The organism is Dactylosporangium vinaceum, from assembly GCF_019904175.1.
GTDB classification, from domain to species: domain Bacteria; phylum Actinomycetota; class Actinomycetes; order Mycobacteriales; family Micromonosporaceae; genus Dactylosporangium; species Dactylosporangium vinaceum.
Window position 1 is genome coordinate 4,846,468 of the sequence record NZ_CP061913.1, and the last position, 26,849, is coordinate 4,873,316.

General features: G+C 74.2%; 31 protein-coding genes. 23 read left to right on the top strand and 8 right to left on the bottom strand.

Annotation, left to right across the window (positions count from 1 at the left end; all coding sequences use genetic code 11):
* Nucleotides 1-3 precede the first annotated feature (3 nt).
* The 5 genes from Dvina_RS21620 to Dvina_RS21640 all read left to right on the top strand — a co-directional run bounded on the left by Dvina_RS21620 (nucleotide 4) and on the right by Dvina_RS21640 (nucleotide 4,541).
* Nucleotides 4-405 (top strand): MmcQ/YjbR family DNA-binding protein, encoded by a 402-nt coding sequence (locus Dvina_RS21620; RefSeq protein WP_223104275.1) that lies wholly within the window; start codon nucleotides 4-6, stop codon nucleotides 403-405.
* A 79-nt stretch (nucleotides 406-484) separates the two neighbouring features.
* Nucleotides 485-985, top strand: coding sequence for a SigE family RNA polymerase sigma factor (locus Dvina_RS21625; RefSeq protein ID WP_223104276.1), 501 nt, complete (start codon nucleotides 485-487; stop codon nucleotides 983-985).
* On the top strand, nucleotides 982-1,638 hold the full coding sequence (locus tag Dvina_RS21630) for a hypothetical protein (RefSeq protein WP_223104277.1): 657 nt from the start codon (nucleotides 982-984) through the stop codon (nucleotides 1,636-1,638). The genes Dvina_RS21625 and Dvina_RS21630 overlap by 4 nt, the downstream gene beginning before the upstream one ends.
* Before the next feature lie 40 nt (nucleotides 1,639-1,678).
* Nucleotides 1,679-2,194, top strand: a complete 516-nt coding sequence (locus tag Dvina_RS21635) for a DUF1360 domain-containing protein (RefSeq protein ID WP_223104278.1) — start codon at nucleotides 1,679-1,681, stop codon at nucleotides 2,192-2,194.
* A gap of 796 nt (nucleotides 2,195-2,990) precedes the next feature.
* Nucleotides 2,991-4,541 carry a discoidin domain-containing protein gene (locus tag Dvina_RS21640; protein ID WP_223104279.1) on the top strand — a complete coding sequence of 517 codons (1,551 nt, stop codon included), beginning with the start codon at nucleotides 2,991-2,993 and terminating at the stop codon, nucleotides 4,539-4,541.
* On the opposite strand, the gene Dvina_RS21645 is transcribed toward Dvina_RS21640, so the two are convergent.
* From Dvina_RS21645 to Dvina_RS21660, 4 genes are all read right to left on the bottom strand, one after another.
* Entirely contained in the window at nucleotides 4,538-5,038 is a 501-nt protein-coding gene (locus Dvina_RS21645; protein WP_223104280.1) for a GNAT family N-acetyltransferase, read from the bottom strand. The genes Dvina_RS21640 and Dvina_RS21645 overlap by 4 nt on opposite strands.
* A 69-nt stretch (nucleotides 5,039-5,107) precedes the next feature.
* Nucleotides 5,108-5,824 carry an ankyrin repeat domain-containing protein gene (locus tag Dvina_RS21650; protein ID WP_223104281.1) on the bottom strand — a complete coding sequence of 239 codons (717 nt, stop codon included), beginning with the start codon at nucleotides 5,822-5,824 and terminating at the stop codon, nucleotides 5,108-5,110.
* 185 nt (nucleotides 5,825-6,009) lie between these two features.
* The gene (locus Dvina_RS21655; protein WP_223104282.1) at nucleotides 6,010-6,954 is read right to left on the bottom strand and encodes an AraC family transcriptional regulator; all 945 of its coding nucleotides are present in this window, start codon (nucleotides 6,952-6,954) and stop codon (nucleotides 6,010-6,012) included.
* Nucleotides 6,955-6,957: 3 nt separating this feature from the next.
* Nucleotides 6,958-7,932, bottom strand: coding sequence for a helix-turn-helix transcriptional regulator (locus tag Dvina_RS21660; protein ID WP_223104283.1), 975 nt, complete (start codon nucleotides 7,930-7,932; stop codon nucleotides 6,958-6,960).
* A gap of 183 nt (nucleotides 7,933-8,115) precedes the next feature.
* On the opposite strand from Dvina_RS21660, the gene Dvina_RS21665 reads away from it, so the two are divergent.
* On the top strand, nucleotides 8,116-8,448 hold the full coding sequence (locus tag Dvina_RS21665) for an STAS domain-containing protein (RefSeq protein ID WP_223104284.1): 333 nt from the start codon (nucleotides 8,116-8,118) through the stop codon (nucleotides 8,446-8,448).
* Nucleotides 8,449-8,640: 192 nt separating this feature from the next.
* Here the strand turns inward: Dvina_RS21665 and Dvina_RS21670 are convergent, their stop codons facing one another.
* Nucleotides 8,641-9,357 carry a VOC family protein gene (locus tag Dvina_RS21670; RefSeq protein ID WP_223104285.1) on the bottom strand — a complete coding sequence of 239 codons (717 nt, stop codon included), beginning with the start codon at nucleotides 9,355-9,357 and terminating at the stop codon, nucleotides 8,641-8,643.
* 171 nt (nucleotides 9,358-9,528) lie between these two features.
* Here Dvina_RS21670 and Dvina_RS21675 point away from each other — a divergent pair, with 171 nt between their 5' ends.
* The 16 genes from Dvina_RS21675 (at nucleotide 9,529) to crcB (ending at nucleotide 24,093) form a co-directional block, all read left to right on the top strand.
* Nucleotides 9,529-10,857 carry a protein kinase domain-containing protein gene (locus tag Dvina_RS21675; RefSeq protein ID WP_223104286.1) on the top strand — a complete coding sequence of 443 codons (1,329 nt, stop codon included), beginning with the start codon at nucleotides 9,529-9,531 and terminating at the stop codon, nucleotides 10,855-10,857.
* Between the two features lie 76 nt (nucleotides 10,858-10,933).
* Nucleotides 10,934-12,049 carry a magnesium transporter CorA family protein gene (locus Dvina_RS21680; RefSeq protein ID WP_223104287.1) on the top strand — a complete coding sequence of 372 codons (1,116 nt, stop codon included), beginning with the start codon at nucleotides 10,934-10,936 and terminating at the stop codon, nucleotides 12,047-12,049.
* Between the two features lie 129 nt (nucleotides 12,050-12,178).
* Entirely contained in the window at nucleotides 12,179-12,475 is a 297-nt protein-coding gene (locus Dvina_RS21685; RefSeq protein WP_246656358.1) for a DUF6403 family protein, read from the top strand.
* Nucleotides 12,468-13,829 carry a hypothetical protein gene (locus Dvina_RS21690; protein WP_246656359.1) on the top strand — a complete coding sequence of 454 codons (1,362 nt, stop codon included), beginning with the start codon at nucleotides 12,468-12,470 and terminating at the stop codon, nucleotides 13,827-13,829. Before Dvina_RS21685 ends, Dvina_RS21690 begins: the two co-directional genes overlap by 8 nt.
* Nucleotides 13,826-14,683 (top strand): hypothetical protein, encoded by an 858-nt coding sequence (locus Dvina_RS21695; protein WP_223104288.1) that lies wholly within the window; start codon nucleotides 13,826-13,828, stop codon nucleotides 14,681-14,683. The genes Dvina_RS21690 and Dvina_RS21695 overlap by 4 nt, the downstream gene beginning before the upstream one ends.
* A gap of 144 nt (nucleotides 14,684-14,827) precedes the next feature.
* Nucleotides 14,828-15,106, top strand: coding sequence for an MSMEG_0570 family nitrogen starvation response protein (locus tag Dvina_RS21700; protein WP_223104289.1), 279 nt, complete (start codon nucleotides 14,828-14,830; stop codon nucleotides 15,104-15,106).
* A gap of 208 nt (nucleotides 15,107-15,314) precedes the next feature.
* Entirely contained in the window at nucleotides 15,315-16,613 is a 1,299-nt protein-coding gene (locus tag Dvina_RS21705) for an MSMEG_0569 family flavin-dependent oxidoreductase (protein WP_223104290.1), read from the top strand.
* Nucleotides 16,610-17,410, top strand: a complete 801-nt coding sequence (locus Dvina_RS21710) for an amidohydrolase family protein (protein WP_223104291.1) — start codon at nucleotides 16,610-16,612, stop codon at nucleotides 17,408-17,410. Before Dvina_RS21705 ends, Dvina_RS21710 begins: the two co-directional genes overlap by 4 nt.
* A 26-nt stretch (nucleotides 17,411-17,436) precedes the next feature.
* On the top strand, nucleotides 17,437-17,949 hold the full coding sequence (locus tag Dvina_RS21715) for an MSMEG_0572/Sll0783 family nitrogen starvation response protein (protein ID WP_223104292.1): 513 nt from the start codon (nucleotides 17,437-17,439) through the stop codon (nucleotides 17,947-17,949).
* Nucleotides 17,950-17,962: 13 nt separating this feature from the next.
* Nucleotides 17,963-19,015 (top strand): MSMEG_0568 family radical SAM protein, encoded by a 1,053-nt coding sequence (locus Dvina_RS21720; RefSeq protein ID WP_223104293.1) that lies wholly within the window; start codon nucleotides 17,963-17,965, stop codon nucleotides 19,013-19,015.
* Nucleotides 19,016-19,189: 174 nt separating this feature from the next.
* On the top strand, nucleotides 19,190-20,563 hold the full coding sequence (locus tag Dvina_RS21725) for an MSMEG_0567/sll0787 family protein (RefSeq protein ID WP_223104294.1): 1,374 nt from the start codon (nucleotides 19,190-19,192) through the stop codon (nucleotides 20,561-20,563).
* The gene (locus tag Dvina_RS21730; protein WP_246656360.1) at nucleotides 20,560-21,396 is read left to right on the top strand and encodes a carbon-nitrogen hydrolase family protein; all 837 of its coding nucleotides are present in this window, start codon (nucleotides 20,560-20,562) and stop codon (nucleotides 21,394-21,396) included. The genes Dvina_RS21725 and Dvina_RS21730 overlap by 4 nt, the downstream gene beginning before the upstream one ends.
* A gap of 11 nt (nucleotides 21,397-21,407) precedes the next feature.
* Nucleotides 21,408-22,247, top strand: coding sequence for a carbon-nitrogen hydrolase family protein (locus tag Dvina_RS21735; RefSeq protein ID WP_246656361.1), 840 nt, complete (start codon nucleotides 21,408-21,410; stop codon nucleotides 22,245-22,247).
* Nucleotides 22,244-23,278 carry an MSMEG_0565 family glycosyltransferase gene (locus Dvina_RS21740; RefSeq protein WP_223104295.1) on the top strand — a complete coding sequence of 345 codons (1,035 nt, stop codon included), beginning with the start codon at nucleotides 22,244-22,246 and terminating at the stop codon, nucleotides 23,276-23,278. Before Dvina_RS21735 ends, Dvina_RS21740 begins: the two co-directional genes overlap by 4 nt.
* Before the next feature lie 15 nt (nucleotides 23,279-23,293).
* On the top strand, nucleotides 23,294-23,740 hold the full coding sequence (locus tag Dvina_RS21745; protein ID WP_223104296.1) for a fluoride efflux transporter FluC: 447 nt from the start codon (nucleotides 23,294-23,296) through the stop codon (nucleotides 23,738-23,740).
* The gene (gene crcB / locus Dvina_RS21750; RefSeq protein ID WP_223104297.1) at nucleotides 23,737-24,093 is read left to right on the top strand and encodes a fluoride efflux transporter CrcB; all 357 of its coding nucleotides are present in this window, start codon (nucleotides 23,737-23,739) and stop codon (nucleotides 24,091-24,093) included. Before Dvina_RS21745 ends, crcB begins: the two co-directional genes overlap by 4 nt.
* Here crcB and Dvina_RS21755 read toward each other — a convergent pair.
* Together Dvina_RS21755 and Dvina_RS21760 are read right to left on the bottom strand one after the other, a co-directional pair.
* Entirely contained in the window at nucleotides 24,074-24,556 is a 483-nt protein-coding gene (locus Dvina_RS21755; protein WP_223104298.1) for a GNAT family N-acetyltransferase, read from the bottom strand. The two genes, crcB and Dvina_RS21755, sit on opposite strands and share 20 nt — an antisense overlap.
* Before the next feature lie 111 nt (nucleotides 24,557-24,667).
* The gene (locus Dvina_RS21760; protein WP_223104299.1) at nucleotides 24,668-25,144 is read right to left on the bottom strand and encodes a hypothetical protein; all 477 of its coding nucleotides are present in this window, start codon (nucleotides 25,142-25,144) and stop codon (nucleotides 24,668-24,670) included.
* Between the two features lie 138 nt (nucleotides 25,145-25,282).
* Here Dvina_RS21760 and Dvina_RS21765 point away from each other — a divergent pair, with 138 nt between their 5' ends.
* Nucleotides 25,283-26,257 (top strand): glycoside hydrolase family 113 protein, encoded by a 975-nt coding sequence (locus Dvina_RS21765; protein WP_223104300.1) that lies wholly within the window; start codon nucleotides 25,283-25,285, stop codon nucleotides 26,255-26,257.
* Between the two features lie 40 nt (nucleotides 26,258-26,297).
* Here Dvina_RS21765 and Dvina_RS21770 read toward each other — a convergent pair whose 3' ends face one another.
* On the bottom strand, nucleotides 26,298-26,846 hold the full coding sequence (locus Dvina_RS21770; RefSeq protein WP_223104301.1) for a hypothetical protein: 549 nt from the start codon (nucleotides 26,844-26,846) through the stop codon (nucleotides 26,298-26,300).
* Nucleotides 26,847-26,849: the final 3 nt, after the last annotated feature.

The window sequence follows — 26,849 nt, forward strand, 5'->3', positions numbered from 1 at the left end:
GCCATGGTGACGCTTGACGAGGTCGCGGCGCTCGCGTTGCGGCTGCCCGAGGTGGTCGAGGGCGAGAGCCGGGGCAACCGTTCATGGGATGTCGGCGGCAAGACGTTCGCGTGGGAACGGCCGTTCAGTAAAGCGGACATCAAACGGTTCGACGGCGCCGAGGTGCCGGCCGGGCCCATCCTCGCGGTGGCGGTCGCCGATCTCGGGGAGAAGGAGGCCGTCCTCGCCCAGCAGCGGCCCGGGTACTTCACGATTGCGCACTTCAACGGCTACCCAGCGGTGCTGGTGCGGCTTGCGGCAGTACAACTGCCGGATCTTGAGGAATCGCTTGTCGACGGGTGGCTCGCCAAGGCTCCCAAACGCCTCGCCGACGCCTTCCTCGCCGAGCGCCCCGCCGAGCGCTGAGGGCGTGCAACCTTTCTGAGCGACCGCTCCGTCGTACGGCAGACGATCACGTCCTGGCGTCCTGACGAGAGGGGAGCGCATGCGGCAGTCCGATGCGGACGACTTCCGCGCGTATGTCGCGGTCCGGATGGACCGGTGGCGCCGTACGGCGTACCTGCTGTGTCAGGACTGGCACGCCAGTGACGACCTGGTGTCGATTCTTGTCGCCAAGCTGTACCAGCACTGGGGGCGGGTCGCGGTGGCCGACAATCGCGACGCATATGCGCAGCGGATGCTCACCCGGGTGTGGCTCGACGAGCGGCGCCGGCCGTGGGCGCGCGAACAGCCGCAGGAGCGGCTGCCCGAAACCGGGTACGACGCCGTCGACGGGGTGACGGACCGTGACCGGCTCGGGCGGCTGCTGGCCGGGCTCGGGCGGCGCCAGCGGGCGGTCGTGGTGCTGCGCTTCTACCTGGACTACTCGGTCGAGGAGACCGCCGAGCTGCTCGGCATCTCCACCGGCACGGTCAAGAGCCAGTCGGCCCGGGCGCTGCAGGCCGTGCGCGCACTGGCCGCGGCGGGAACGGAGGACGGACGATGACCCACCAGCTCTTCGACGATCTGATCGGCCCGCCGCCGCCGAGCCGCGTCGACGTGGAACGGATCGTGGCCGGCGTCGAGCGCACCCGCCGGCGGCGCCGGGTCGTCCTGTCGGCCGGCGTCGCGGTCGTGCTCGCGGTGTCCGCCCTGACCGCCGTCGTGACGCACCGTGACCCTCCGTCCCGCCCGATGGTGCAGCTCGCGGAGTCGCCGGCGGAGTCGCCCGCGGAGGTGGCCGCGGTGCGCAACCTCGGCGACATGCGCGACACAATCGATCGCGAGATCGGGGCGGCGGTGCCCGGGCTGCAGTGGACCCGTGACTGGGACTCGCCCGCCCGGGTGCAGCTCGGCAGTGTCCTGCTCACCGAACGTCCGTTCGCGGTCGGTGGGCGCTCCAGCCTCCTGGAGGTGCACACGCGCAGATACGTGACAGGCGACCTGTGCGGCGGTGAGCGCGACTGTGCGCCAGTGCCGACGACCGTGCCCGGCGTGTCGTGCATTGCCGTGCAGGGCCTGGCCGTGCGCTGCGCGGATGCAGCGACCCATGGGGACGTGTCGATGGCGATCGGCAAGGGCGGCACTCAGCCGGTGTTCGACGTGCGGCTGCTCGTGCCGGTCGCGGCGCGGCTGGTGCACCGGATCCAGATGCCGTAATGGCGTTTCCTGCGCCGAACCTGCGGGTAGCCGACTGCGCATGGTGGACATCGATTCGCGCACGGCCCGCACCTATGCGCGCAAGGCTTCCGACGAACGACCGCTGCGGGGGTACGCGACCGTGATGGGCGTGTTCGCGGCGGCGGCCGGCACCGTGGCCGCGGTGGCCCGGCTGACCGGGCGCCGCCTGCCGGAGCGCCCGTCGGTGGGCGACGTCGCACTGCTGGCGGTGGCCACGCACAAGGTGTCCAGGCTGATCACCAAGGACGCGATCACCAGCCCGCTGCGCGCGCCGTTCACCGAGTTCGAGGGGGCGGCGGGGGAGGCGGAGCTCAACGAGAGCCCGCGCGGGCACGGGGCCCGCCACGCTGTCGGTGAACTGCTCACCTGCCCGTTCTGCACGGGCGTCTGGGTGGCCGGCGGTCTCGGTGCCGGCCTGGTCCTCGCGCCGCGGCTGACCCGCTTCGGCATGGGCGTCGCGACGGCGGTGGCGGCCTCGGACTTCCTGCACCTGGCCTACGACGTCGCCAAGCGGGCGGCCAACGGCCCGTCCTGAGCCCGCCCCGGCCGCAGGTTCGTGACCATGCGCGCCGCGCGCCGTGCTGCGCCGTGCCGCGCCGCGCGCCGTGCCATGCGCGCCGTGCACGCTGTGCGCCGTGCACGCTGTGCGCCGTGCACGCTCTGCGCCGTGCGCGCTGTGCGCTGTGCGCTGTGAGCCGTGCGCCGTGCGCTGTGCACGCTCTGCGCCGTGCGCGCTGTGCGCGCTGTGCGCGCTGTGCGCGCTGTGCGCGCTGTGCGCGCTGTGCGCGCTGTGCGCTGACCGGTTGAATCCGCCCTGTGCGCCGTGCGCGCTGTGCGCGCTGTGCGCTGTGCGCTGTGCGCGCTGTGCGCTGTGCGCGCTGTGCGCTGTGCGCGCTGTGCGCTGTACGCGCTGTGCGCTGTGCGCGCTGTGCGCTGTACGCGCTGTACGCGCTGTACGCGCTGTACGCGCTGTGCGCTGTGCACGCTGCGTGCGTTGTGCGCGCCGTGCGTTGTTCGCGCCGTGCGTTGTTCGCGCCGTGGTGGTGCGGGCCGGTCCGAACGCAGCGAGCGTTCTGAGCGCGAGGGGCGGCCTGGGCGCGGAGGCGCCTGAACGAACGACGAGCGGCCTGCGCACAACCGGGCGGCCGGAGCGTACCGAGCGGCCCGAGTGCGCTGAGGGTGTCGAACGGTCGGCGCGCACCGGGGCGGCCTGAACACAAAGAACAGAATGTCCGGCGGGGGCGTGCCAGCGGCCCGGGATGCGATAGTGACTGCGCGAGAGAGCGCTCTCTCGCAAGATCACTCATCCCTCGCCGCTGGGAGTCACCGCCATGACCTCTCGATTGCGCCTGCTCTGGGGCGCCCTCGTCCTGTCCGCCGCCGCCGCGATCACCGTCGCCGTCATCCCGCCGGCGCACGCCGCCGACGCCGTGCTGTCGCAGAACCGGCCGGTCACGGCCTCCTCGCAGGAGAGCGCCGGCACCCCGGCCGCGGCGGGCGTCGACGGCAACACCGGCACCCGCTGGTCGAGCGCGTTCGCGCCGACGCAGTGGTTCCAGGTCGACCTCGGCACGGCCGCGACCGTGAGCCGCGTCGACATCGCCTGGGAGAACGCGTACGCCAAGGCGTTCAGCATCCAGTTCTCGTCCGACGGCAGCGCGTACACCCAGGTCTATGCAACGACGACCGGTCCGGGTGGCAGGCAGAGCATCACCGCGAACGGCACCGCACGATACGTGCGCATCAATCTCACCACCCGCGCCCTGGCCGCCTACGGCTACTCCTTCTGGGAGTTCCAGGTCTTCGGCGCCGCCGGCCCGGCGACCGGCCGCGCGATCAACGGCCTCACGCTCGTCAACAACGCCTCACGCAAGCCGATCCTCGGCCCCGGCCCGCTCACCGACGGCACGGTCGTCGACCTGACCCGGCTGGCCAACCGCAACCTGAGCGTCCGTGCCGATCTTGCCGCCGGCGCCGCCCCGGCCAGTGTCGCTTTCACCATGACGGGCGCCAAGGGCAGCAGTTACACACGAACGGAGACACAGCAGCCGTACTTCCTGTGCAACGACTATGCCGACTGCCCCCTGCTGGCCACGCCGGACACCTACACGCTCACCGCACAGGCGTACGCGAGCACTGGCGCACAGCTCGGCGCCGCGTACACCGTGCACTTCACGGTCACCGGCACGGCCACGGCCCAGTCCCCGGTCGACGTCCTGTTCGTCGGCAACAGCCTGATCGGTACCGCCACCGCCGCCACCGGCGAGGACACCCCGGCCCTGGTCCGCCACCTGGCGTCGGCCGCCGGTCGCACGGTCAACGTCACCGAGGTCATCCACTTCGGCAACACGCTGCAGCAGACCTGGGACGGCGGCGAGGTCGCGGCGGCGCTCAGCGGCGCGAAGCAGTACGACTTCATCGTGCTGCAGGAGTACAGCACCCTTGTCGCGACGAACCCGGCGCAGGCCACGAACACGCTCGTCAACACGTACGCGCCCACGTTCGCACGGTCGCTCAAGCCCGGCGGCCGGGTCGTGCTGTTCAAGAACTGGGCGCTCGTCGACCCGGCCCCGTTCGCCACCCGGGCCGCCGAGACCGCGGCCATCGACACCGGCTACGCGGCCCTGTCGGCCTCGCTCGGTGCGGCGAACCTGGTCGCCCCGATCAGCGACGAGTTCGAGACGATCATCGCGGCCAACGGCACGTCGTATCTGATCGTCGCCGACGGCAAGCACCCGAACGACACGGCGATCTACCTGGACGCCGCGACCCTCTACGGCATCCTGCTGCGCGAGTCGCCACGCAGCCTGCCCGACCTGTACCTCACCACCGCCGTCGCATCGAACATGCGCGCCACCGCGGCCGCGGCGATCGGCTACTAGGGGCTCACGTACACCCAGAGATCGAGCATCGTGTCCGGGTCGAGCGGGAGATGCAGCTCGCCGACCCGGGCCCACCCCTCGCTCTCGTACAGCGCGACCGCCGTGGCCAGCTGCATCCCCACGTCGAGCACCGCCCGTCGCCCGAGCGCCGGTGCGTGACCGGCGGCGTGGCGCAGCAGCCGCCGCCCGAGCCCGGTGCGCCGCATCGACGGCGCGACGAACAGCCGGGCGAGCAGCGCCAGCCCGCCGACCGGGATGCCGGTCTGCGCACCGGCCAGCTCCAGCGTCGGGTAGGCGTCCGGCGTGTGCAGCGCGACGTGCCCGACGATCCGCCCGTCGTGCTCGGCCACCCAGGCGGCCGCCTCGTGCCCCGACTCGAGGAACTCCGGCACCTGCTCGGCCGTGATGTGCAGGGGGTAGTGATCCTGCCGGTGCACCTCGAGCAGCAGCTCCAGGCACTCGGCGGCGTCGTGCGGCCCTTTCGCGCGAATCAGCACGGCCCGCATCGTAAGGCGCACCGATGATCCACCGGCCGGAATTTCGCCGCACCCCCGACGATGGGCGGGTCAGGCGGCGGTGGAGCGGGCGCCGTGGGCGCGCAGCCAGGTGGCCAGGTCGGTGGCGCCGGAGCGCACGGCCGCGTCCAGGGGTGTGAGGCGCTCCCACGGCGGGAGCCAGTTGACGTCGGCGCCGCGGTCCAGGAGGTACTCGGCGGCGGCGCGGCGCCCGCCGTGACAGGCGCCCCACAGCGCACGGTCGGCCTCCGGGCCGGGGCCGCGGTAGTACGCCTCGACGCGGTCCTGCAGGCCCAGGGTCGCCGCGTGCCAGAGCGACGTGCGGGCGCCGCGTTCGACGAGCCGGTGGGCGGCCCGCCACTGGGCGAAGGCGGTGGCGTCGTCGAGCGGGGTACCCCCGGCGATCACCGCCCCGTCCGCCTCGATGTCGGCCCCGGCGTCCAGCAGCGCATCGAGCACCGCCACGTCGTCGTTGCTGGCCGCCCAGTGCAGCGGCGTCTCCGCGTGCGAGCCGGAGAACCGCGTGTGCACGTCCGCGCCCGCCGCGATCAGCGCCGCCACCGTGGCCGCGCCGTTGGGGTAGTGCCCGGGCCAGTCGGCGACCACGTGCAGCAGGGTCCGGGCCTCCCGCACCGCCCGGATCCGCGCCGTGGCCAGCCCGGGGTTCGCCGCCAGCAGCCGCCCGAGCGCATCCAGATCGCCGCCCCGGATCGCCCCGACGACGGCAACCGCCGTCGGGTCCGCCCTGTCGAGCACAAGCCCGGCCACGCGGCAAGTCTAAGCCGCGCGCCCCGCCCGTGGCACCACCGCGACCACCCGGTGCGACGCGGCGCCGCCCGCGGCGAGCCGGGCCGGCGGGCGGCAGGGGTCAGTGGGCGGCGGGGATCAGTGGCCGGCAGGGGTCAGCGGGCGGCAGGGGCCAGCGGGCGGTGACAGTCGGCGGGCGGCGACGGTCAGCGGCGGCGGAGGGTCTCGGACGGGGCCTGGCCGTAGGCGGCGTGGTAGTGGGCGGTGAAGCGGCTGTGGCTGGCGAAGCCCCAGCGGGCGGCGACCGCGCCGACGGTGGTGTGCGCGGGGTCGCCGGCCAGGAGGTCGCGGTGGGCGTGCTCGAGGCGGACGCGGCGCAGGTAGGCGCCGGGGGTGGTGTCCAGGTGGCGGCGGAACGCCAGCTGCAGGGTGCGGATGGTGACGTGGGCGGCGGCGGCCACGTCACCGGGGCTGACGTCGCGGTGGGCGTTGGAGTCGATGAAGGCGACGGCGCGGCGCAGGGTGACCGGGTGGGCGTCGCGGCGGTCCTCGATCGACGGGTCGGCGATGACGTTGCTCGGGAACGTGGCCAGGGCGGTGGCCATGAGCAGGCGGGCGGCGTTGCCGGCCAGGAGGGGCTCCCGCGCGGCGGCGGTGTCGGCGACGTTGTCGCGGATGTAGTCGTAGGTGGTGACCCAGAGCCGGGCGGCCTGGGCCGAGATCGGGTGGAAGCCGGTGAAGCGGAACGCGACAGCGGGGCGGCCCGGGCCGGCGTCGGCGACCTGGGCCAGCAGCGGCGGGTCGATGACCGCGAACTCGAGGTCGACGTCGACGTTCACCGACTGGTAGGGGTCGTCGGGCCGGGCCAGCAGGAAGATGTCGCCGGGCTCGTTGTCGCAGCGCTCGGAGCCGCAGCGGTAGGAGAAGGAGCCGCCGAGGACCCGGCCCATGGTCAGCCGGCGCATCGGGTCCGCCTCGATGTGGAACTGCATCGTGAACGTGTTGTGGTGCAGCTCGATCGGGCCGACGGTGTTGCGGGCGATGCGGGCCCGGTGCCGGTCGCCGGACACGGTGAAGCGCATCGCGGAGTAGGTCGACGTGAGCATCTGCTCCGCGGCGTCGAGATCGGTGGTCTCGAAGAGGGTCGTCATCGGTCACACTCGCAGCGTGCGGCTCGGTGGCTGACCGTAGCGGGCACGGTACTCCGCGGCGAAGCGGCCCGGGTTGGCGAAGCCCCAGCGCCGGGCCGTCTCGCGCACCGTGACCCCGTCGCCCGGGCCCGCCGCCCGCAGTTCCCGGTGCACGTGCTCGAGGCGGACCCGCCGCAGGTACTCCATCGGCGTGCAGCCCATGTGCCGCCGGAACGCGATCTGCAGGCCGCGGGCGCCGACCCCGGCCGCGGTGGCGATCTCGGCGATCGTGAGCGGGCGCTGCGCTCCGGCGTCCATGAACGCGGCGGCCCGGCGGACCACGGCGGGCGCGACCCGGCCGTCCGCGGGGGTGCGCCCGGCCGTCATCGTGGTGTTGGGGAAGACGCTGAGCAGGGCGGTCGCCCCGGCCCGGCGCAGCTGCTCGGTGATCAGCGGCGGCAGGTCGCTGCCGGGCGCGGTGAGCTGCCGGGACAGGAACGCGGCGGTGGCGGCCCAGAACCGCCGCATCGCCTCCGACACCGGCCGCGACCCCTCGAAGCGCAGGTCGGCGGCGGGCACGCCGGTCTCGGCCTCGGCGATCGCGGCGACGTAGGGCAGCGGCAGGCTCACCAGCGCGAGCGCGGCCCGGCCGTATTCGCCGGTGAACTGCTGACCGTAGGGGAACAGCACTCCGTCCTCGGGCCCCAGCGCGAAGTCGCGCCCGCGCATCCGCACCGAGATCTCGCCGTCCTCGACGACCCCGGCCAGCAGGTATCCGACCGGCTCCGACACCGCCGCGTAGCCCACACCGCCGAGTCGCAGCCGCAGCCCGCCGAGCTCGCCGAGCTCGCGGCCCCGCATCGACAGGTCGACAGCGTCGCGTTGCGCATAGGTGATCCGGGCCCGGTGCGTGACGAAATGGTTCAGCGCCTCCGCGATCACCTCACGGTCGCGGGTGCGGATCTCCACCAGACCCTGCTGACCTGCGCTCGACTCCACAGACCACCTCCAGATCCCCCGGACGTTACCCGCTCAGTGACATTCCTGTACCGATAACGCAGCTTCGTATCCGAGCGAATTGACCGCAGTGATCGTTCGCTCCGTGCGGTAGAGGCGGCCCGGCGGCCCGGCCAGGCTGAAGAACATCCGTGCCCCTGGTCGGACAACGAGGCGGGAGCGGCGATGGCGACGGGTGATGATCGACCGGGTTGGATCAGCGTACGGCGCCGCCCGGACGGCCGGTCCGTGCTCGTCGTGGCCGGCGGCCGCCTCGAGCGCCTGAACCGCCCGCAGCTGGCCGCCGCCCTGCACGTCGCGATCACCGGCGGGGCGGCCGACGTCGAGGTCGACATCGGCCGGGCCACCCTGATCGACCCCGCGATCGTGCGCGCCCTCCTCGACGCCCGCGAGCTGGCCGCGGTCCGCGGCTGCCGGTTCCGCGTCCGCGACCCGACCGGCCTGCCGGCCCGGGTCCTGGAGCTCACCGGCACCCGGGTCGCGCTGTGCGGCCGCTGAGCGCGGTGCGCCGTTCAGCGCGGTGCGCCGTTCAGCGCGGTGCGTCGCTCAGCGTCGTGCGCCGCTGAGCGCCGTGCGTCGTTCAGCGCCGTGCGTCGTTCAGCGCCGTGCGTCGTTCAGCGCCGTGCGTCGTTCAGCGCCGTGCGTCGTTCTGCGCCGTGCTCCGCTGGGTGCCCGGCGCCGGTGAGCGCCTCAGCCGGGCTGCACGGTCAGGCAGAACGGCTTGCCGGCCGGGTCGGTGAAGACCCGGAAGAACCGGCCGTTGCTCGGCTGCCGGGTCGCGCCCGCGGCCAGGACCGCTGCCTCGCCCGCGTCCAGGTCGTCGACCTCGATGTCCAGGTGGAGCTGCTGCGGATACGCCGGGTCGGGCCAGCGCGGCGCGCTGTAGTCGGCGACGGCCTGGAACATGATCGGCTGGGCCCCGTCCTCGCCGATCATCATCGCGCCCTCGCCCTCGTAGGTCAGCGGCTTGCCGAGGACCTCGGAGTAGAACAGTGCGAGCCGCCGCGCATCCGGGCAGTCGAGCATGACGCCCATCAGCGTGACGCCGTCGTTGTCCGGGGCCAGGCACATGTCGAACGGGTGCCCGGCCGGGTCGGCCAGGGTGTGCCACGCCTCGTTGCGGCGCAGCACCGTCGCCCCCAGCTCCACCGCGCGGGCCGTGCCCGCCTCCAGGTCCGCCACCCGCAGGTCCAGGTGGGCCTGCTGCGGCCGCTGCTGACCGGGCCAGTCCGGCGGCCGGTGATCCGGCGCCTCCTGGACCGCGACCCGCCAGCCGTCAGGCGTGCCGAGCGTGATCCAGTCGTCCTCGACGCTGACCTGCGACCAGCCCGCCAGGGCCTCGTAGAAGGCGGCCAGCCCGCCGATGTCGGCCGCGTCCAGCACGACCATCTCCAACTTGCCGATCATGGCGATCCCCCTCGCTCGGATACCCGGCATTGTGCTCCAGGGGTACGACACAATCGCTCACCGGTCGCCGACCGGCGCGGCAGCATCGGGCGAAAGGCGCGGCCGGACGACGGTGAGGCCGGCGCCGAGCCAGGGGCCGCGGATCTCGCCGAAATCCGGCAAAATGGCGGCGTGGCAACCGCATCGGTCACCCTCACCGTCACGCACGGGCCCCTCGACGGGCGCTCGTTCCGTTACGACGAGCGCACCACGGCCTTCCTCGGCCGGGCCCGCGACTGCAACCCGCAGCTGCCCGACGACGATGACCACCGCACCGTCTCCCGCCACCACTGCCTGCTCGACATCAACCCGCCCGACGTGCGGATCCGCGACTTCGGCAGCCTCAACGGCACCTACCTCAACGGCCTGCGCATCGGCCGCCGCGAGCGCGGGGAGAGCGCCGAGCAGGCCGCCGCCCGCGCGTTCCCCGAGCACGACCTCGAGGACGGCGACGAGGTCCGGCTGGGTGACACCGTCTTCAAGGTCGGGATTCACACTGCCAAACCGCAGCAGACGCTCGTGGTACCGCGATGCGTCCACTGTGGAGCGGACGTCGGCGGTGAGGTGGGGGACCGCACCGGTGACTACGTGTGCGCCAACTGCCGCAGCGACCCGGACGAGCTGGCCCGGGAGTACGTCGCGGGGTCCTGGCGCGCGGGGCGGTACGAGATCGTGCAGCTGCTCGGCGAGGGCGGCATGGGCCGGGTGTACCTCGCCCGCGACATCGACACCGGCGAGCTCGTCGCGCTCAAGATGATGCTGCCCGAGGTCGCCGCCGACCCGCACGCCCGGGCCCAGTTCATGCGCGAGATCTCGGTCAGCCAGGCCCTCGAGCACCCCAACATCGCCCGCACCCGCGACGCCGACAGCTACGGCGGCGTGTTCTTCTTCACCAGCGAGTACTGCGCCGGCGGCAGCCTCGCCGAGCGCTACCGCAAGCGCCCGGTCCCCGTCGACGAGGCCCTCCCGCTGGTCCTGCAGGCCCTGGACGGCCTCGAGCACGCCCACGCGCACGGCGTCGTGCACCGCGACCTGACCCCGCACAACATCCTGCTCACCGCCGACGGCACCGTGAAGCTGGCCGACTTCGGCCTGGCCAAGGCGTTCGACCTGGCCGGCCTGAGCGGCCTGACCCGCACCGGCACGGCCGCCGGCAAGCCGTACTTCATGCCCTACCAGCAGGTCGTGAACTTCCGCTACGTCCGCCCCGAGGTCGACGTGTGGTCCCTCGCCGCGTGCCTGTACCACCTGCTCACCGGCGTGTATCCGCGCGACTTCGACGGTGGCCGGGACCCGTGGCAGGTCGTGTTGCAGACCGTGGCCGTCCCGCTGCTGCAGCGCCGGCCGGACGTACCACGAGACCTCGCTCTTGTCGTCGACACGGCGCTGCAGGACAGGCCGGCGATCGGCTATCCGACGGCCGCCGAGTTTCGCAACGCCCTGCTCTTGCGGGCCATGTGAGCCTGCGGTCCGCCGGCCACGGGCACGGCGGGGTTGCGGGCGCGCTCCCGGGGCGGACGGGGTAAAACTGGACCTCATGGCCCATGACACCACCGACGCGCAGCCGGACCTCTCGGCGATCGACGGGCTCGTGGCCGAGCCCACGGCCGCGGCCGGTGACCCGCAGACGCCGGGTCCGCCGGCGCCCAGCGTGACCAGGGCCGTGCCGCCGAAGTGCCCGACGCGCACGCGGCTCTACCGCGACGGGGAGCTGCTCGACGAGGGGTTCCCGGCCGAGCAGCTCTCGGAGCGGCTGCGCGACGACCCGCACGCCGTGGCCTGGCTCGACCTGTACGACCCCGACCAGCAGGACCTCCAGATCGTCGTCGACGAGTTCGGGCTGCACCCGCTCGCGGTCGAGGACGCGATCACCTCGCACCAGCGGGCCAAGGTGGACCGCTACCGCACCCACCTCTTCGCCAACATGTACGCCGTCAGCGTCGACGCCGCCGCGATGACGATCACGGCCGGGGAGATCGCGGTGTTCATCACCGCGCGGGCCCTGGTGACGGTGCGTAAGGACGACTTCGACATCGACACGCTCATCGCCCGCTGGGACCTCAACGCCGACCTCGTCGACGCCGGCAACCAGGTAAGCGCGCTCGTGTACGGGCTCATCGACGTCGTCGTCGACGGGCACTACCACGCCGTGGAGCAGCTCGACGACGCCGTCGACGAGCTGCAGACCCACCTGTTCGAGGCGCAGACCGACGTCGACGTGCGCCGCCGGGCCTACGAGCTCGGCGCCAGCCTGGCCGCGCTGCGCCGGGTGGTCGCCCCGATGCAGGAGGTGGTGAGCCGGCTCAACCGGGCCGACAGCCACCTGCGCGACGACGTCCTCTCGCCGTACTACCAGGACGTCTACGACCACGCCCTGCGCACCGTCGAGTCAGTCGACGCCGCCCGCGACCGCGTCGACCGGATCGCCGACACCCAGCTCAACGAGCAGGCGGCCGAGCTCAACGAGATCACCAAGCGCCTCGCCGCGTGGGCCGCGATCATCGCCGTCCCGACCGCGGTGACCGGCTTCTACGGCCAGAACGTCCCGTACCCGGGCTTCGGCCGGACCGGCGGTTTCATCGCCAGCTGCACGATCATGCTCGGCCTGGGCGCGCTGCTGTACTGGTACCTGCGCCGCAACCGCTGGCTGTGACCCGCGGCCGGCCGCTCGCCCATCCGCCGGGACGCCGCCCTGACCGCCGCGGCGCGCAGCTGCGCCACCGGCGGCCCCGGTGCGCGGCCCGAGCGGCGGGACTTGCGCTGATCGTGGATCATCAAAGGCGTGTTCTGGCTGATCGGAGCGGTGGCGATTGCCGGCGCCGGGTTCGCCGCGGCGTACGTGCCGCGGGCCCGGGCGGCCGCACACACGCGGGCTGTCGCCTGGGCCGAGGCGCGGGACGCGATAGCGGTCGCCGGCGTCGGCCGGGACGCGGCCCGCTCACCGGTCGCGGGGGCCGCGGAGCTGCTCGCCCGGGCCGAGGCCATCGCGGCCGGGCGCGGCGGGGTCGCGGCGGCCCGGGAAGCGGCCCGCTGCGCGCGGGCGGCCGACCGGATGTGGCGGGAGGCGGGCGGTGCCTGAGTGGGACCGGCGTCTGCGCGTGCCCGGGGCCGGCGCCGTGCAGTGGGTGCAGGCCCGGGGCGGGCTCGCCCGGTGGGCGCTGCTCGCCGTCGCCGTGGCCAGCGTGGCCGGGTTCCTGCTGGCGCAGCGGCAGAGCGCCGACGTGACGTACGGCGACGCACCGCCGGGCGCGACCATCGCCGAGGGCTCCGCGGGTGAGCTGTCCGACGCGACGGTGCCGTCCGTCGAGGAGATGCAGCGGATGGTCGCGCAGTCGTCGGTGGTCCGGCTGCCCGGCGCGGTCGCCCAGTGGGACGAGGCCGCGGTGCGCGCCGCGATCGGCGGGCGCGACGTGCGCATCCTGGTCGCGCCGCCCGGGCTGGGCAAGGACGCGCAGGCACGCGTGCGCGACGTGGACAACGCCACCGTGCGCGTGATCGGCACCCGGGTCTCCGGCGGCATCTACGCCGCAAGCGGCACGCTGCTGAGCGACTGGAAGGCGCAGTTCGCCCGCAACGACATCACCGGGCAGCTCGTCGCGCTGATCACCGAGCACGCCGCGCCGGCCGGCGCGACGCCCTGGCGCGCGCCGAGCGCCGCCGAGCTCGACCCGGTCCTCGCCGCCCTGCGCACCGGCGAGCAGTACGGCATCAGCCCCTCCGGCACGGCGCTGCGCGACGCGTTCGGGACCGGCGGCGCGCTCGTCGTCGCGCTGCCCGCCCAGCCGCGCGACACGCCCGCCCCCGACTACGGCCCGGCACTGGAGCAGGCGTTCCCGGACCGGCCGATCGTGCTCATGGTCGGCACCTGGATCGAGTACCACGGTCCGCACGCCGCCGAGTTCGCCGACGTCGCCGCGGCCGGGTTCTTCGCCCGGTTCGACGAGCGGCTCAGCACCTACGCCTACCCGCAGGCGAACGTGCTCGGCGCGTACCTCGGCTGGGTCACCGACGTGCGCTACTCGGGCCTGTTCGACCGCCCGCTGCCGTATCAGCCCTTCGACCCGCTGCGCGTCGCCCTGCCCGTGCTGCCGTGGCTGTTCGCGGCGTGCGTCATCGGCTTCCTGCTGCTGTCCGGGCGGTCCGTCGCCCCGGCCCGCCGCGCCCCGGTGCCCGCCGCCGTCCCGGCCCGGCTGGCCGCGCTGAGCGCCCTGGCCGTGGAGGTGTCCGGCCTCACGACCGCGGCCGGCGACCCGGACCTGGTCCGGGCGATCACCCGGCTCGCCTCGGCCCGCACCGCCCTCGCCGACGGGCTGCCCGACCGCCACCTGCGGCGCCTGCTCGACGAGGCGGAGGCCGACCTCGACCGGGTCGGGCGGACCGTCGGCGTGCGCGGCTACCGGCCGGCCGAGCACGCGGGCCGGTCCCCGGCGTGAGACGGCTCCTCACCTCCCTGCGCACGCCGTTCGGGCTCGCCGTGCTCGGCTGTCTCGCGCTCGCCGGGTGGGCGGTGCTGACGGGCGGGGCGTTCGACGGGCCGATCGCGCGGCAGGTGCGCGCGCACTCGGTGTACGCCGACGCCGGGACCGGGCTCGACGCCGCCGCGGCCGAGCGGGTCATCGGCAACCGCCGGCTCGTCGTCGTCCTGCTGCGCGAGGGCGCCGACCTGCGCGCCGCGTGCGGCGCCGTCCGCGGGGCCGCGGACGGGACGCTGGTGCTCGTCATGAGCCGGGAGACCGAGGGCTTCGACACGTACGGCTGCTCCCGGCTCGCGGGCCACGACGACGAGCACTTCGGCGACGCGTTCGTGGCCGAGACGACGATCGGCGACGGCATCGACCCCTTCGCCGACAGGCCCCTCGACGCGGTCAAGGTGATCGCCGTCAACTACGACCGGCTCGCCAAGGCCGGCATCGTGCCCGCGGGCGCGCGCACGATCAGCCCCTCGCTGCCGCGCTACCTCATCGCCGCCGCCGCGATCCTGGCCGTGCTCATCGGCTCGGCCGGGCTGTACCTCGGGGCCCGCCGGGCCGGGCGCCTGGCCGCCGGCCGCAGGGAGCGCCGGGACGCCGCCACCGACGCCCGCACCGTCCTCAGCGCCGCGATGGCCGCCGTCGCCCAGCGCATCATCGACGCCGACGGCCGGGCCAAGCACCACCGCCGGGTCGCCGCCGACTACGTGAAGCTGATGGAGGAGATCGCCGCCGCCGACCGCCGGGGCGAGGACGACTACTCCCGCTTCACCGAACGCGCCGAACGCCTCGCCGGCCGGCTGCGCACACCCGCCTGAAACGGGGCCGAAAACCGCTGTCCCCGGTGAGGACCATCTCACGGCGAGTTGTTCCGGATGAAACCTCGCCGAAACCCGCGATTCCTTGACTGATCGCCATCACCAGGCGCCCGACCTGGGCGGATATCCGGTGGAGGGATCGCCATGCCGGAACGTCACGTCCTGGTGCGCTGGCCCGACGGTGCCGCGCAACGCGTCTATTCGCCATCGACGATCGTCGAGGAGTTCTTCACCGCGGGCCAGCGGATGCCGGTCGACGAGTTCGTCGACCGGGCCCGCCAGGCGCTCGGCATCGCCAGCGACCGGGTCAAGGCGGCCTACGGGTATCCGTGCGGCCGGGCCGCCCGCTCGATCGCGTTCGTCGAGGCGCGCGCCGCCTGCCAGCCCGCCGGGGACGTCGTCGTGGAAGGGATCGAGGCATGACCGGTCCGGAGCGAAGCGGAGGGGCCGGTCATCAGGGGTGCAGCTCGACGGTCGGGCGCGCGGAGCGAAGCGGAGGGCGCATGACCGGTCCGGAGCTTGCGGAGGGGCCGGTCATCAGGGGTGCAGCTCGACGGTCGGGCGCGCGGAGCGAAGCGGAGGGCGCATGAGCGGTCCGGAGCGAAGCGGAGGGGCCGGTCATCAGGGGCGCATGACCGAGCACGTTGCGGTGGCGGTGGTCGGCGGCGGGCAGGCCGGGCTGGCCATGAGCTGGCACCTGCGCGCGCTCGGCGTCGACCACGTCGTGTTCGAACGCTCCCGGGTCGGCCACGAGTGGCGCGAGCGCCGCTGGGACTCCTTCTGCCTGGTCACTCCCAACTGGCAGTGCCGGCTGCCGGGGTACGCGTACACCGGCGACGACCCCGACGGGTTCATGGCCGGCCCGCAGGTCGTCACGTTCCTGGAGCGGTACGCGGCGAGCTTCGGCCCGCCGCTGCGCGAAGGCGTGGCGGTGCACCGGCTGCGGCGCACCCCGGCCGGGCTGTTCGAGCTGCTCACGAGCACCGGGCGGTACACCGCCGACCAGGTCGTCGTCGCGACCGGGCCCTACCACCGCCCGGCCGTGCCGCGGGTCGCCGAGCGGCTGCCCGCGCACATCGCCCAGGTCCACTCCTCGCAGTACCGCAACCCCGCCCAGCTGCCCGACGGGCCCGTCCTGGTCGTCGGGACCGGGCAGTCCGGCTGCCAGATCGCCGAGGACCTGCACCTCGCCGGGCGCCCGGTGCACCTGGCCGTCGGCAGCGCGCCGCGGGCCGCCCGCCGCTACCGGGGCCGGGACACCCTGGCCTGGCTCGACGCGATGGGCCACTACGACCGGGGCGTCGACGAGTTCGGCGACGCCGACGAGGTGCGCCTGCGCGCGAACCACTACATGACCGGCCGCGACGGCGGGCGCGACATCGACCTGCGGCGCTTCGCGCTGGAGGGCATGCGCCTCTACGGCCGGCTGGCCACGGTCGAGCCGGGCCGGGCGACGTTCGCCGACGACCTCGCGGCCAACCTCGACCGCGCGGACGCGGTCGCCGAGGGCATCAAGGACGCCATCGACGGCTACATCGCCCGCAACGCGATCGACGCGCCCGGCGAGCCCCGCTACACGCCGGTCTGGCGTCCACAGGAGACGGTCGCCGAGCTGAGCCTGGACGGGGTCGCGGCCGTCGTGTGGAGCACCGGCTTCCACCGCGACCACCGGTGGGTCGAGGTCCCCGTCTTCGACGGGCGGGGCTACCCGACGCACGAGCGCGGCGTCACCGGCTGCCCCGGCCTGTACTTCCTGGGCCTGCCCTGGCAGCACACGTGGGGCTCGGGCCGCTTCGCCGGTGTCGCGCGGGACGCGGCGTTCCTGGCCGCACGCATCACGGCCACCCGCCGCCGCCAGATCACCGAGGGCGTCAGCTGGCTCGCCGGCACCCCGACCGAGACGTACCCCGACCTGGAGTGGGCCGCATGAACGACGCCCACCGGCACCTGGGAACGCTCCCGGCCTACCCCTTCTACGGCGGACCCCCGGTCAACCCCGACGTCACCGCGCGGGCGACGATCGACGAGCTCCTCGCCGACCTCGACCGCGAGGGCACCGAGCGCGCGCTGATCCTGCCCAACTACGGCGTCCCCGACCCCGACGTCGCGTTCCGGTTCAACGACCTCGTGGTCGAGGCGGCCCAGCGGGACGAGCGGGTCCGATGTGGACTGTGGGTCTCCTCCCGAGACGCCGACGCCGCCCGTACCGCCAAGGCCCTGACCCTCGCCGCCGAGCCGGGCGTGCGCGCGCTGAAGCTCAGCTTCCTGCTGGGCGGCGGGCCCGGCGACCCCGGGCTGGAGCCCATCTTCGCCGCCGCCCGCGCCCACGACCTCGTCGTGCACGTGCACACCTCGCCCGGCGCGGCGTCCGACATCGACCGCGTCGGCGACCTCGTCGAGCGCTACGGCACCGACGTGAAGATCCACCTGGTGCACTTCGGCGGCGGCATGAGCGGCCACATCAAGCTCGCCGGCGGCCGCTTCTTCGACTGGATCGCGGCCGGCAAGCAGGTCTACACCGACCTGTCCTGGGCCATCGGGTTCACCCCGCGCTGGCTCGCGGCCGAGATCGACCGGCGCGGCATCGGCCACGACCGGGTCCTGTTCGCCAGCGACGAGCCGTGGGGCGACCACGCGGGGGAGCACGCGAAGCTCCGCGCGGCCGCCGCCGGCAAGGAGCTGTCCGGCCTCGTCTTCACCACCAACTTCGAAGCCCTCTACGCCTGAGCGTCGACCGAACAAGGGAGCAGCGCATGTCCGACCTGACCGAGCTCGAGGAGAAGAGCCTCAACGAGATCCCGCACCCGGCGCTCGCCGAGGGGTCGAGCATCTACGGCGGCACCAAGGTCTTCCCCGACTACCAGGCCGAGGAGGGCCAGAGCTACTTCACGCTCGTGCACGGCATCGCGCACGAGTCGTCGGTGAGCTTCGTTGCCGTCCTGCAGGCCACCCGCGCGCTGCGCAAGGGCTTCGAGTCGGCCATCTACTTCTACGGCCCCGGCTCGCTGAACTGCCTCGCCACCCGCGGCTTCCCGACGACCGGCAACTCGGCGTTCCCGGGCGAGCACAACATCAACAACTCGCTCAAGACGTTCATCGCCGAGGGCGGGAAGGTGTACTGCTGCCGCTTCGGCCTGTCCCTGCACGGCGCCCGCGAGGAGGACCTCATCGAGGGCGTCATCCCGACCCACCCCCTCGACGTCCAGGATGCGCTGATCCACTACGCGCGCAAGGGCGCGATCATCAACTCGACCTACATGTTCTGAGCCCGGCCCGGCCATGAGCATCGACGTCCGCTCCGACCTGGCCGTGCGCGGCGTGCGGGTGGCCACACCCGTGCGCCGCCCGGCCGGGGCCGGCCCCAGCGACGACGGGCACCTGGTCATCGACGGGCGCAACGCCGCCCTGCCGATCGACCCGGCCAGCCCGTACGAGATCCGCGACAACCGCGTCTGGCTCGGCGACACCGACACCGGCCTCTCGCTCGGCATCGTGCACCGCCCCCGGTTCTACGACCTGACGACGGCCGACGGCGTGCCCTACGAGCAGATCGCCCGGCTCCACGGCCGCGACGTCCTGGCGACCACTGTCGTGCAGACCTGCATCCGCTACGCCGAGGCCGAACGGTGCCGCTTCTGCACCATCGAGGAGTCGCTGCGCGCGGGCGCGACGACGGCGGTGAAGACCCCGGCCCAGCTGGCCGAGGTCGCCGCGGCCGCGGTCCGCCTCGACGGCGTCCGGCAGATGGTCATGACGACCGGCACCACGGCCGCCCCCGACCGCGGCGCCCGCAACCTGGTCAGGGCCGTGCGCGCGGTCCTGGCGGCCGTGCCCGGCCTGCCGATCCAGGTCCAGATCGAGCCGCCCCGCGACCTGGCCGTCCTCGACGACCTGCGGGCGGCCGGCGCGGTGTCGATCGGCATCCACGCCGAGTCCCTCGACGACGAGGTCCGGCGGCGCTGGATGCCGGGCAAGGGCGCCGTGCCGATGGCCGAGTACGAGGCGGCCTGGGACCGCGCGGTCGCGGTGTTCGGCCGCAACCAGGTGTCGACGTACCTGCTGATCGGCCTGGGCGAGGACCCCGACGAGCTGGTGTCCGGCTGTGCCCGCCTGATCGAGCGCGGCGTGTACCCGTTCGTCGTCCCGTTCCGCCCGATGCCCGGCACACTGGCGCGCCGCGACGGCGTGCCGGCCCCGGCGCCGTCGCTCGTGCGCGATGTGACGACCCGGGTGGCGCAGCTGCTGCGCGCGGCAGACATGCTCGGCGCGGACCAGCGGGCCGGCTGCGCGGCGTGCGGCGCGTGCGGCGTGCTCCAGGCGGCCGGCGCATGACCGGTCCGGAGCGCAGCGGAGGGGCCGGTCATCGGGGGTTGCAGTTCGACGGTCGGGCCGACGACGAGCGAAGCGAGGAGGAGGCATGACCGGTCCGGAGCGCAGCGGAGGGGCCGGTCATTGGGGGTTGCAGTTCGACGGTCGGGCCGACGACGAGCGAAGCGAGGAGGAGGCATGACCGATCTCGTGCCGGCGCTGCTCGGTGCGCCGGCGGCGTTCCTCATCCGCGAGGCCGGCGATGGGCGGGAGTATGCGCGTTTGCGGGCCCGGGTGTTCGTCGACGAGCAGCGGCTGTTCGTGCGCTCGGATCGGGACGAGCGGGATGCCGATCCGCGCACGATCGTGCTCGAAGCGCGCAGTCCGGACGGTGTGCTGCTCGGTGGGGTGCGGCTGGGGCCGGCCACGGACGGGCCGGACATCGGCTGGTGGGTCGGCGGGCGGCTCGCGGTCGACGCGAGTGTGCGCGGCGCGCAGCGGATCGGGCCGGCGCTCATCCGGGCCGCCTGTGCGCACGCCGAGCGCCACGGTGCGCTGCGCTTCGACGCCACCGTGCAGGACCGGTGGCGGCGGATGTTCGAACGGCTCGGGTGGCAGTTCATCCGGGCGGTCACCGTCGCCGGGCGTGCGCATTCGCTCATGCGGTGGCCGATCGGGCGGATCGCCGCGCTCACCGCGGCGACCAAGGCGCCGCTCGGCGCGCTCCTGCACGGCCTGCGGCCCGGCGGGGCCGGGTTCGTCGGCGACGACGGGGCGCCGGTGCCCGGGTCGGACCTGATCGCCGCCTGCGACGCGATCCTGCCGTCGATGGTCGAGCGCGACCCGGAGTGGGCCGGCTGGTGCGCGGTGCTCGTGAACGTCAACGACCTGAGCGCGATGGGAGCGGTCCCGGTCGGGCTGCTCAACACGGTGGCCGGGAAGGACGCGGCGGCGGTCGGGCGGACACTGGCCGGGCTGCGGCGGGCCGCGGACGCCTACGGGGTGCCGATCCTCGGCGGGCACACGCAGCTCGGCGTGCCGGCCGCGCTCACCGCGACGGCGCTCGGGCGGGCGGCCAGCCCCGTGCGCGGTGGCGGCGGGCGGCCCGGGCAGACCGTGCGGCTCACCGCGGACCTCGGCGGGGACTGGCGGCCGGGCTACCACGGGCGGCAGTGGGACTCGACGAGCCGGCGCTCCGGCGCGCAGCTGCGGGCCATGCTCGGATACGTGGCGGCGGCCCGGCCCGCGGCGGCCAAGGACGTGTCGATGGCCGGGATCGGCGGGACGCTCGGCATGCTGGCCGAGGCGAGCGGCTGCGGCGCCGTGCTCGACGTGGCCGCCGTGCCGCGCCCGGCCGGGGCGAGCATGGGCGACTGGCTCACCTGCTTCCCCGGCTTCGCGATGCTGACCACCGGGGCCGGCGGGTCCGCGGCGGATGCGCCCGCGGGGCCGGCCGTGACCGCGGACTGCGGTGCGCTCACCCCCGGCCGCGGGGTGCGGCTGCGGTGGCCCGACGGCGAGCTCACCGAGGCCGTCCACAGTGCAGTGACCGGGATGGGGAGGGCGACATGATCCGGATGGCGGCCGTCGCGGCGGCGTTCGACCGCGACCTCGAGGCCGACTTCGCCCGGATCGAGGCGCTCGTCGCGACCGCGCGGGCCCGGGCGGTACACCTGCTGGCTCTGCCCGAAGCGTGTCTCGGCGGGTATCTCGCGCACCTCGACGGTGGCGCCGACCAGCCGCCGGCGCTGCGCCTCGACGGGCCGGAGATCGCGCGGCTCGTCGCGATCGCCGGCGACATGGTGGTGTGTGCCGGGTATTGCGAGGACGGCGGCGATGGGAGCCGGTACAACAGCGTCGTCTGCGTCGGCGGAGGGCGCGTGCTCGGCAACCACCGCAAGGTCCACCAGCCGCTGCGGGAGAACGCCAGCTACGACTCCGGCGACTCGTTCACCGCGTTCGACACGCCGGTGGGCCGGCTCGGGCTGCTGATCTGCTACGACAAGGCGTTCCCGGAGTCGGCCCGGGACCTGGCCCTCGACGGCGCGGAGATCATCGTGTGCGTCTCGGCGTGGCCGGGCAGCCGCACGGGCGCGCCGGAGGACCTGGCCGAGGACCGGTGGACCCGCCGCTTCGACCTGTTCGACCGGGCCCGGGCGCTGGAGAACCAGGTCGTGTGGCTCTCGGCGAACCAGGCCGGCCGGTTCGGGTCGCTGCGGTTCGTGTGCAGCGCGAAGGTCGTCGATCCCGGCGGTGACGTCCTGGCCACCACCGGCGTCGAACCCGGCCTCGCGGTCGCCGACGTCGACGTGCCGGGAGCGCTCACGGCCGCCCGCCGCTCCATGGGCCACCTGCGGGACCGGCGCCCGGACGCGTACCGGGCGGTCGCGGCGGCGGCGCCGTGACGGCGACCCGCATGACCCGGCCGCCGGGCCCGACCCGCATCGCCGCCGCCGCGGCCCACTTCGGCCGCAACCTCGACCACGACCTCGGCCGCATCGGCCGGCTCATCGACGGTGCCCGGGCCGAGGGGGCGGCGCTGCTCGTGCTGCCCGACGCGGCGATCGGCGGCTACCTGGCCGACCTGCGCCGGCCCGATCCGGACGCGCTGCCGCCCGCGCTGAAGCCCGACGACCCGATCTTCGAGCAGGTCGCCGCGATGGCCGGGGACATGGTCGTCTGCGTCGGATTCTGCGAGGCCGACGGCGACGACCGGTACAACGCCGCCGTGTGCCTCACCGGCGACGGCGTGCTCGGCCGGCACCGCAAGGTGCACCTGCCGGCGGCCGAGCACATCGCGTACCGGGCCGGGAACGCGTTCGCCGCGTTCGACACCCCGGTCGGGCGGGTCGGGATGCTCATCGACTACGACAAGACGTTCCCGGAGTCGGCCCGCACCCTCGCGCTCGACGGCGCGCAGATCGTCGCCTGCCTGTCCGCGTGGCCGGCCAGCATCACCAACGCCGCCCCGAAGCTGTCCCAGGACCGCCAGTCGCGCCTGTTCGACCTCTACGACTGTGCCCGCGCGGCGGAGAACCAGATCGTCGTGGTCTCCTCCAACCAGACCGGCGCCGCGGGCGGCCTGCGCTTCCTCGGCCAGGCCAAGGTCGTCGGGCCGGCCGGGAACATCCTGGCCCGCACGTGGGCCAAGGCCGGCCTCGCCGTGGCCGAGCTGGACGTGGCCGGCGAGATCGCCAACGCCCGCCGCGTGCTGCGCCACCTCGACGAGCGCCGCCCGGAGGTGTACCGGCGGTGAGGATCGCCCTGCTGACCTACTCGACGCGCCCGCGCGGCGGCGTCGTGCACACCCTCGCCCTGGCCGAGGCCCTGTGCGCCGCCGGCGCCGAGGTGACAGTCTGGTCCCTCGCCCGGGGCGGCGGCTTCTTCCGGCCGATCGCCGCGGGGGTACGCGTCGAGCTCGTGCCGTTCCCCGACGTCCCCGGCGAGCAGGTCGGGGGCCGGATCATGCGCTCGATCGCGCTGCTGCGCGACGCGTTCCGGCCGGGGGACTACGACATCGTGCACGCCCAGGACTGCATCAGCGCCAATGCCGTGCCGCGCTGTGTGCGCACCGTGCACCATCTCGACCGGTTCACGACCCCCGAGCTCGCGGCGTGCCACGAGCGGGCCATCACCCGGCCCTACGCGCACGTCACCGTGTCCGCAGCGGTCGCCGCCGAGCTGCGGGACGGCTGGGGCATCACCGCGACGGTCATCCCGAACGGCGTCGACGCCGATCGGTTCGCGGCCGCGCCGCGGATGGTGCGGGCGCGGCCCTACCTGCTGTCCGTCGGCGGGATCGAACCGCGCAAGGGCTCCATCGACCTGCTCGACGCCTTCGCGATCGTCAGGCGCACGCGGCCGGACCTGGAGCTGGTCATCGCGGGCGGGGAGACGCTGTTCGACTACCGGGAGTACCGGGCCGCCTGGCAGGCCCGCGCCGACGCGCTCGGCCTGGCGCCGGACGTCCTCGGGCCGGTCGCCCACGACGAGCTGCCGTCGCTGGTCGCCGGGGCCGCCGCGTTCGCGTTCCCGTCGACGAAGGAGGGGTTCGGGCTGGCCGCCCTGGAGGCCCTCGCGGCCGGGGTGCCGGTGGTCGTGCGCGACCTGCCGGTGCTCCGCGAGGTCTTCGGCCCCGCCGTCGGCTACGGCCACGACCCGGAGTCCCTCGCCGCCGCCCTGCTTGCCGCCGTCGAGCGGGGCCACCGCCCGTCGGCGCTGCCGTCCACCTACACCTGGACCGAGGCGGCCCGGCGGCACCTGGCGTTCTATGCCACGCTGGCCTGAGCTACGGTCGGCGGGATGGATCCGGATGTCGACCTCCACGTCCCCGCCCAGCGGGCCGAGCTGCGCCGGCATCCGGCGCCGGTCCTGCTGGCCATCGCCGCCGGCGGGGCGTGCGGGGCGCTGGCCCGCTACGGCGTCGCCCAGGCGTGGCCGCACGGCCCCGGCGGCTTCCCGTGGTCGACGTTCGTCATCAACGTCAGCGGGTGCCTGCTCATCGGCGTGCTGATGGTCATCGTCACCGAGGTCGCCCCCGAGCGGCGGCTGCTGCGGCCGTTCGCCGGGGTCGGGTTGCTCGGCGGATACACCACCTTCTCCACCTACGCCGTGGACTTCCACCGCACGGCGGCGGCCGGGGCGCCGTGGACGGCCCTGGCCTACCTCGCGGCGACGGTCGCCGGTGCACTGCTCGGCGTGTGGGCCGGCAGCGCGCTCGCCCACACGGTCGTGCGGAGGCTGCGGTGACACTGGTGCTCATCGCGCTCGGCGCGGCCGTCGGGGCGCCCCTGCGGTACCTCACCGACCGGTTCGTGCAGTCCCGGCACGACTCGGCGTTCCCGTGGGGCACCCTCACCGTGAACATCGTCGGCTCGCTGGTGCTGGGGCTGGTGTCCGGACTGCCGTCCGTCTGGAGCGCCCTGCTCGGCACCGGGTTCTGCGGCGCCCTCACCACGTACTCGACGTTCAGCTACGAGACGCTGAAGCTGGCCCAGAGCGGCGCCCGGTTCTACGCCGTCATGAACGTCGTGGCCTCGGTCGTCGCCGGCCTGGGCGCGGCCGCGGTCGGGATGCTGCTGACTACAGCGTTCTCCGCATGACGTACTCGATGCGGGCCGGGTCGCGCGGGTAGGGCTGCGACTCGCCCGTCGCCTCGAAGCCGTGGCGCTCGTACAGCCGCCGGGCCGCCGCGTTGTCGCCGACGACCCAGAGCATGACCGCCTCGAGCCGCTGCTCGCCGGCCCAGGCGAGGGCCTCGGACACCAGGCGGTCGCCGACGCCGGTCCCGCGGCTGTGCGGGTGGACCCACATGGAGTACACCTCGGGGTCGCTGTCGTGCGGCACCCAGACGCCGATGACGCCGGCGGTGCCGCCCGGCGTGCGGGCGACGGCCTTCAGCCCGCGGTCCGGGGCCATCCAGGCCCGCCACTGCTCGTCGGTGTAGCCCTGCTCCTTGTCGAGCGACGACCCGAACGCCTCGGGCGCGTCGGCCAGCGCCGCCAGCCGCACGCTGCGCCACAGTTGCCAGTCGGCCGGTCCCAGTCGCTGCACTTCAACGCTCATGAGGGCTGACGCTACGAACCGGGGGCCCGAGTCGGCAACGCGATATTGCCGGTGCTGCAGCGTGCCGGTGCTCAGGCCAAAGGCGGGCGGCGCCGGTGCCGGCCCGCCCGGTCAGCGGGCGTAGGTGCCGACGGTCTCGCGCCGGCGGGCCGCGCGGCGGGTCCGGAAGTAGCGGTTGGCGGCGGGCTGGAACATGAGGGCGCAGGCGGCGAGGACGGCCGTCACGTGGACGGCACGGCTGGCCCCGAAGAGCAGGTCGACGGGGCCGGACTCGCGGATCACCGCGAGCGGCGAGCCGCCCTCGGCCAGCCACAGCAGCGGGTCGGCGACGAGCGACAGCAGGCCGAAGACGCCGAGGCCGACCGCCAGGGCGACCCGGGCCCACTGGCGTCCGGCCGCCATCTGCGCCACCGCGAGCGCGGCCGCGGCGAAGACGGCCACCCGCACCGCCACCCCGGCGGCCGCGCCGGCACCGGCCTGTCCGCTGGCCACGACCAGCACCGTCTCGAAGATGCCGGCGCCGATCGCCACCGCCCACATCGTGCGGGCGCGCCGTACGGGAGCCGGGATTCGCTCGATGTTCTCCATGCCCTCAATGCTCGGCTTCCGCCCGCCCCGGAACCATCCGGGCACCGGCCCAGTGCATACACCGGCCAGCCCTACCATCACCTGCCACCGCGTCAACTAAGGTTGACAAACTGACGTTCGTCAACTAAAGTTGACGGCATGGGGATTCGTGGCATCAACTACGACGTCGGGACCCAGACGGGGCCGTTTCTCTCCCGCGAGGTGTTCGACGCGGCGACGACCCGGCGGGACCTGGGCGTCATCCGGGACGAGCTGCACTGTGACGCGGTGCGGATCTCGGGAACCGAGCGCGCCCGGCTGATCGAAGCCGCCGGGATCGCGCTCGAGCTGGGGCTGGAGGTCTGGCTCTCGCCGCACCTGCACGACGGTGACGCCGAGGAGACCCTAGCGCACCTGCGCGAGTGCGCCGCCGCCGCGCAGGAGCTCGACAGCGAGCGGATCGTGTTCCTGGCCGGCGGCGAGCTCACCCTCTTCATGAAGGGCATCCTCAAGGGCGACACGCTGTTCGAGCGGCTGCGGCCGCAGCAGATGATCAAACTGCGGCTGCTCGGCACGCACAACAAGCCGCTCAACGCGTTCCTGCAGCGGGCGGCGGCCGAGGTGCGCGGCGTGTTCCGGGGCCGGGTCTCCTACGCGTCCGCGCCCATCGAGAAGGTCGACTGGAGCCCGTTCGACTACGTGTGCGTGGACACGTACCGCGGCAAGCGCAACCGCACCGATTACGGCGAGCGGTTCCGGCGCCACCTCCAGCACGGCAAGCCCGTCTACGTCACCGAGGTCGGCTGCTGCGCGTACCGGGGTGCCGAGGAGAAGGGCGGCATGGGCTGGGCCATCGTCGACCAGGAGCACGGCCGCCTCTCCGGCACCTACGTCCGCGACGAGGAACTGCAGGCCCGCGAGGTCGTCGACATGGCCGACATCCTCGACCGCGAGGGGGCGGCCGGGGTCTTCGTGTTCACGTTCGCCGCGCCGACCCTGACCCACCACGACGACCCCGCCTTCGACCTGGACATGGCGTCCTACGGCGTGGTCCGCAGCTACGACGACGGGCACTGGGAGCCGAAGCGGCTGTTCCAGGCGCTCGCGGAGCGCAACGCCCGCGCGGCGCGCTAGCTGGCCGGCGATGCTCGCCTTCGCGGTGGCCTGCGCCCGGTCAGCCGGCCGGGTGCAGGGCCGCGTCGATCAGGCCGTCGGCGTGCCAGGTCTCGCCGTGCGGGCCGATGGCGGCCAGGAACGCCGTCTCGGCCGGGCGCAGGTGCGCGAGCAGGGCGGCGCGCCGGTAGCGGTCGGTGAAGCGGGCGCCGTCCGGGCCGGTGAGCAGCACGGCGATCGGCTCGTCGCCGCCGAAGGGTAGGTCCGGGTACCCGTTGCCGCCCCAGTACATGGCCGCCGTCTCCGCGGTGGCGCGCCGGCCGGCCGCGGCGAGCAGGAGCAGCTCGGCCTGGGTGGTGCCGGCGTCGGCGTGGTAGTCGTACAGGTACAGCTCCAGCACGCCGCCGACGTGCCGGGCGAGCGTCCACCCCTGCGCGGCCCGGGCCGCCAGCCGCGCCCGGGGCGTGCCCGGCAGCGGCGTCCACCGCGGCCACACCGTCTCCGCATCGGCGATCGCCCCGGTGTCCGGCACGGGGGTGTCGAGCCAGTCCTCGAAGCCGGCGCGGGTCATCGGGATCCGCGCCGCCACCATGTACGACCGTCCGCTCACCCG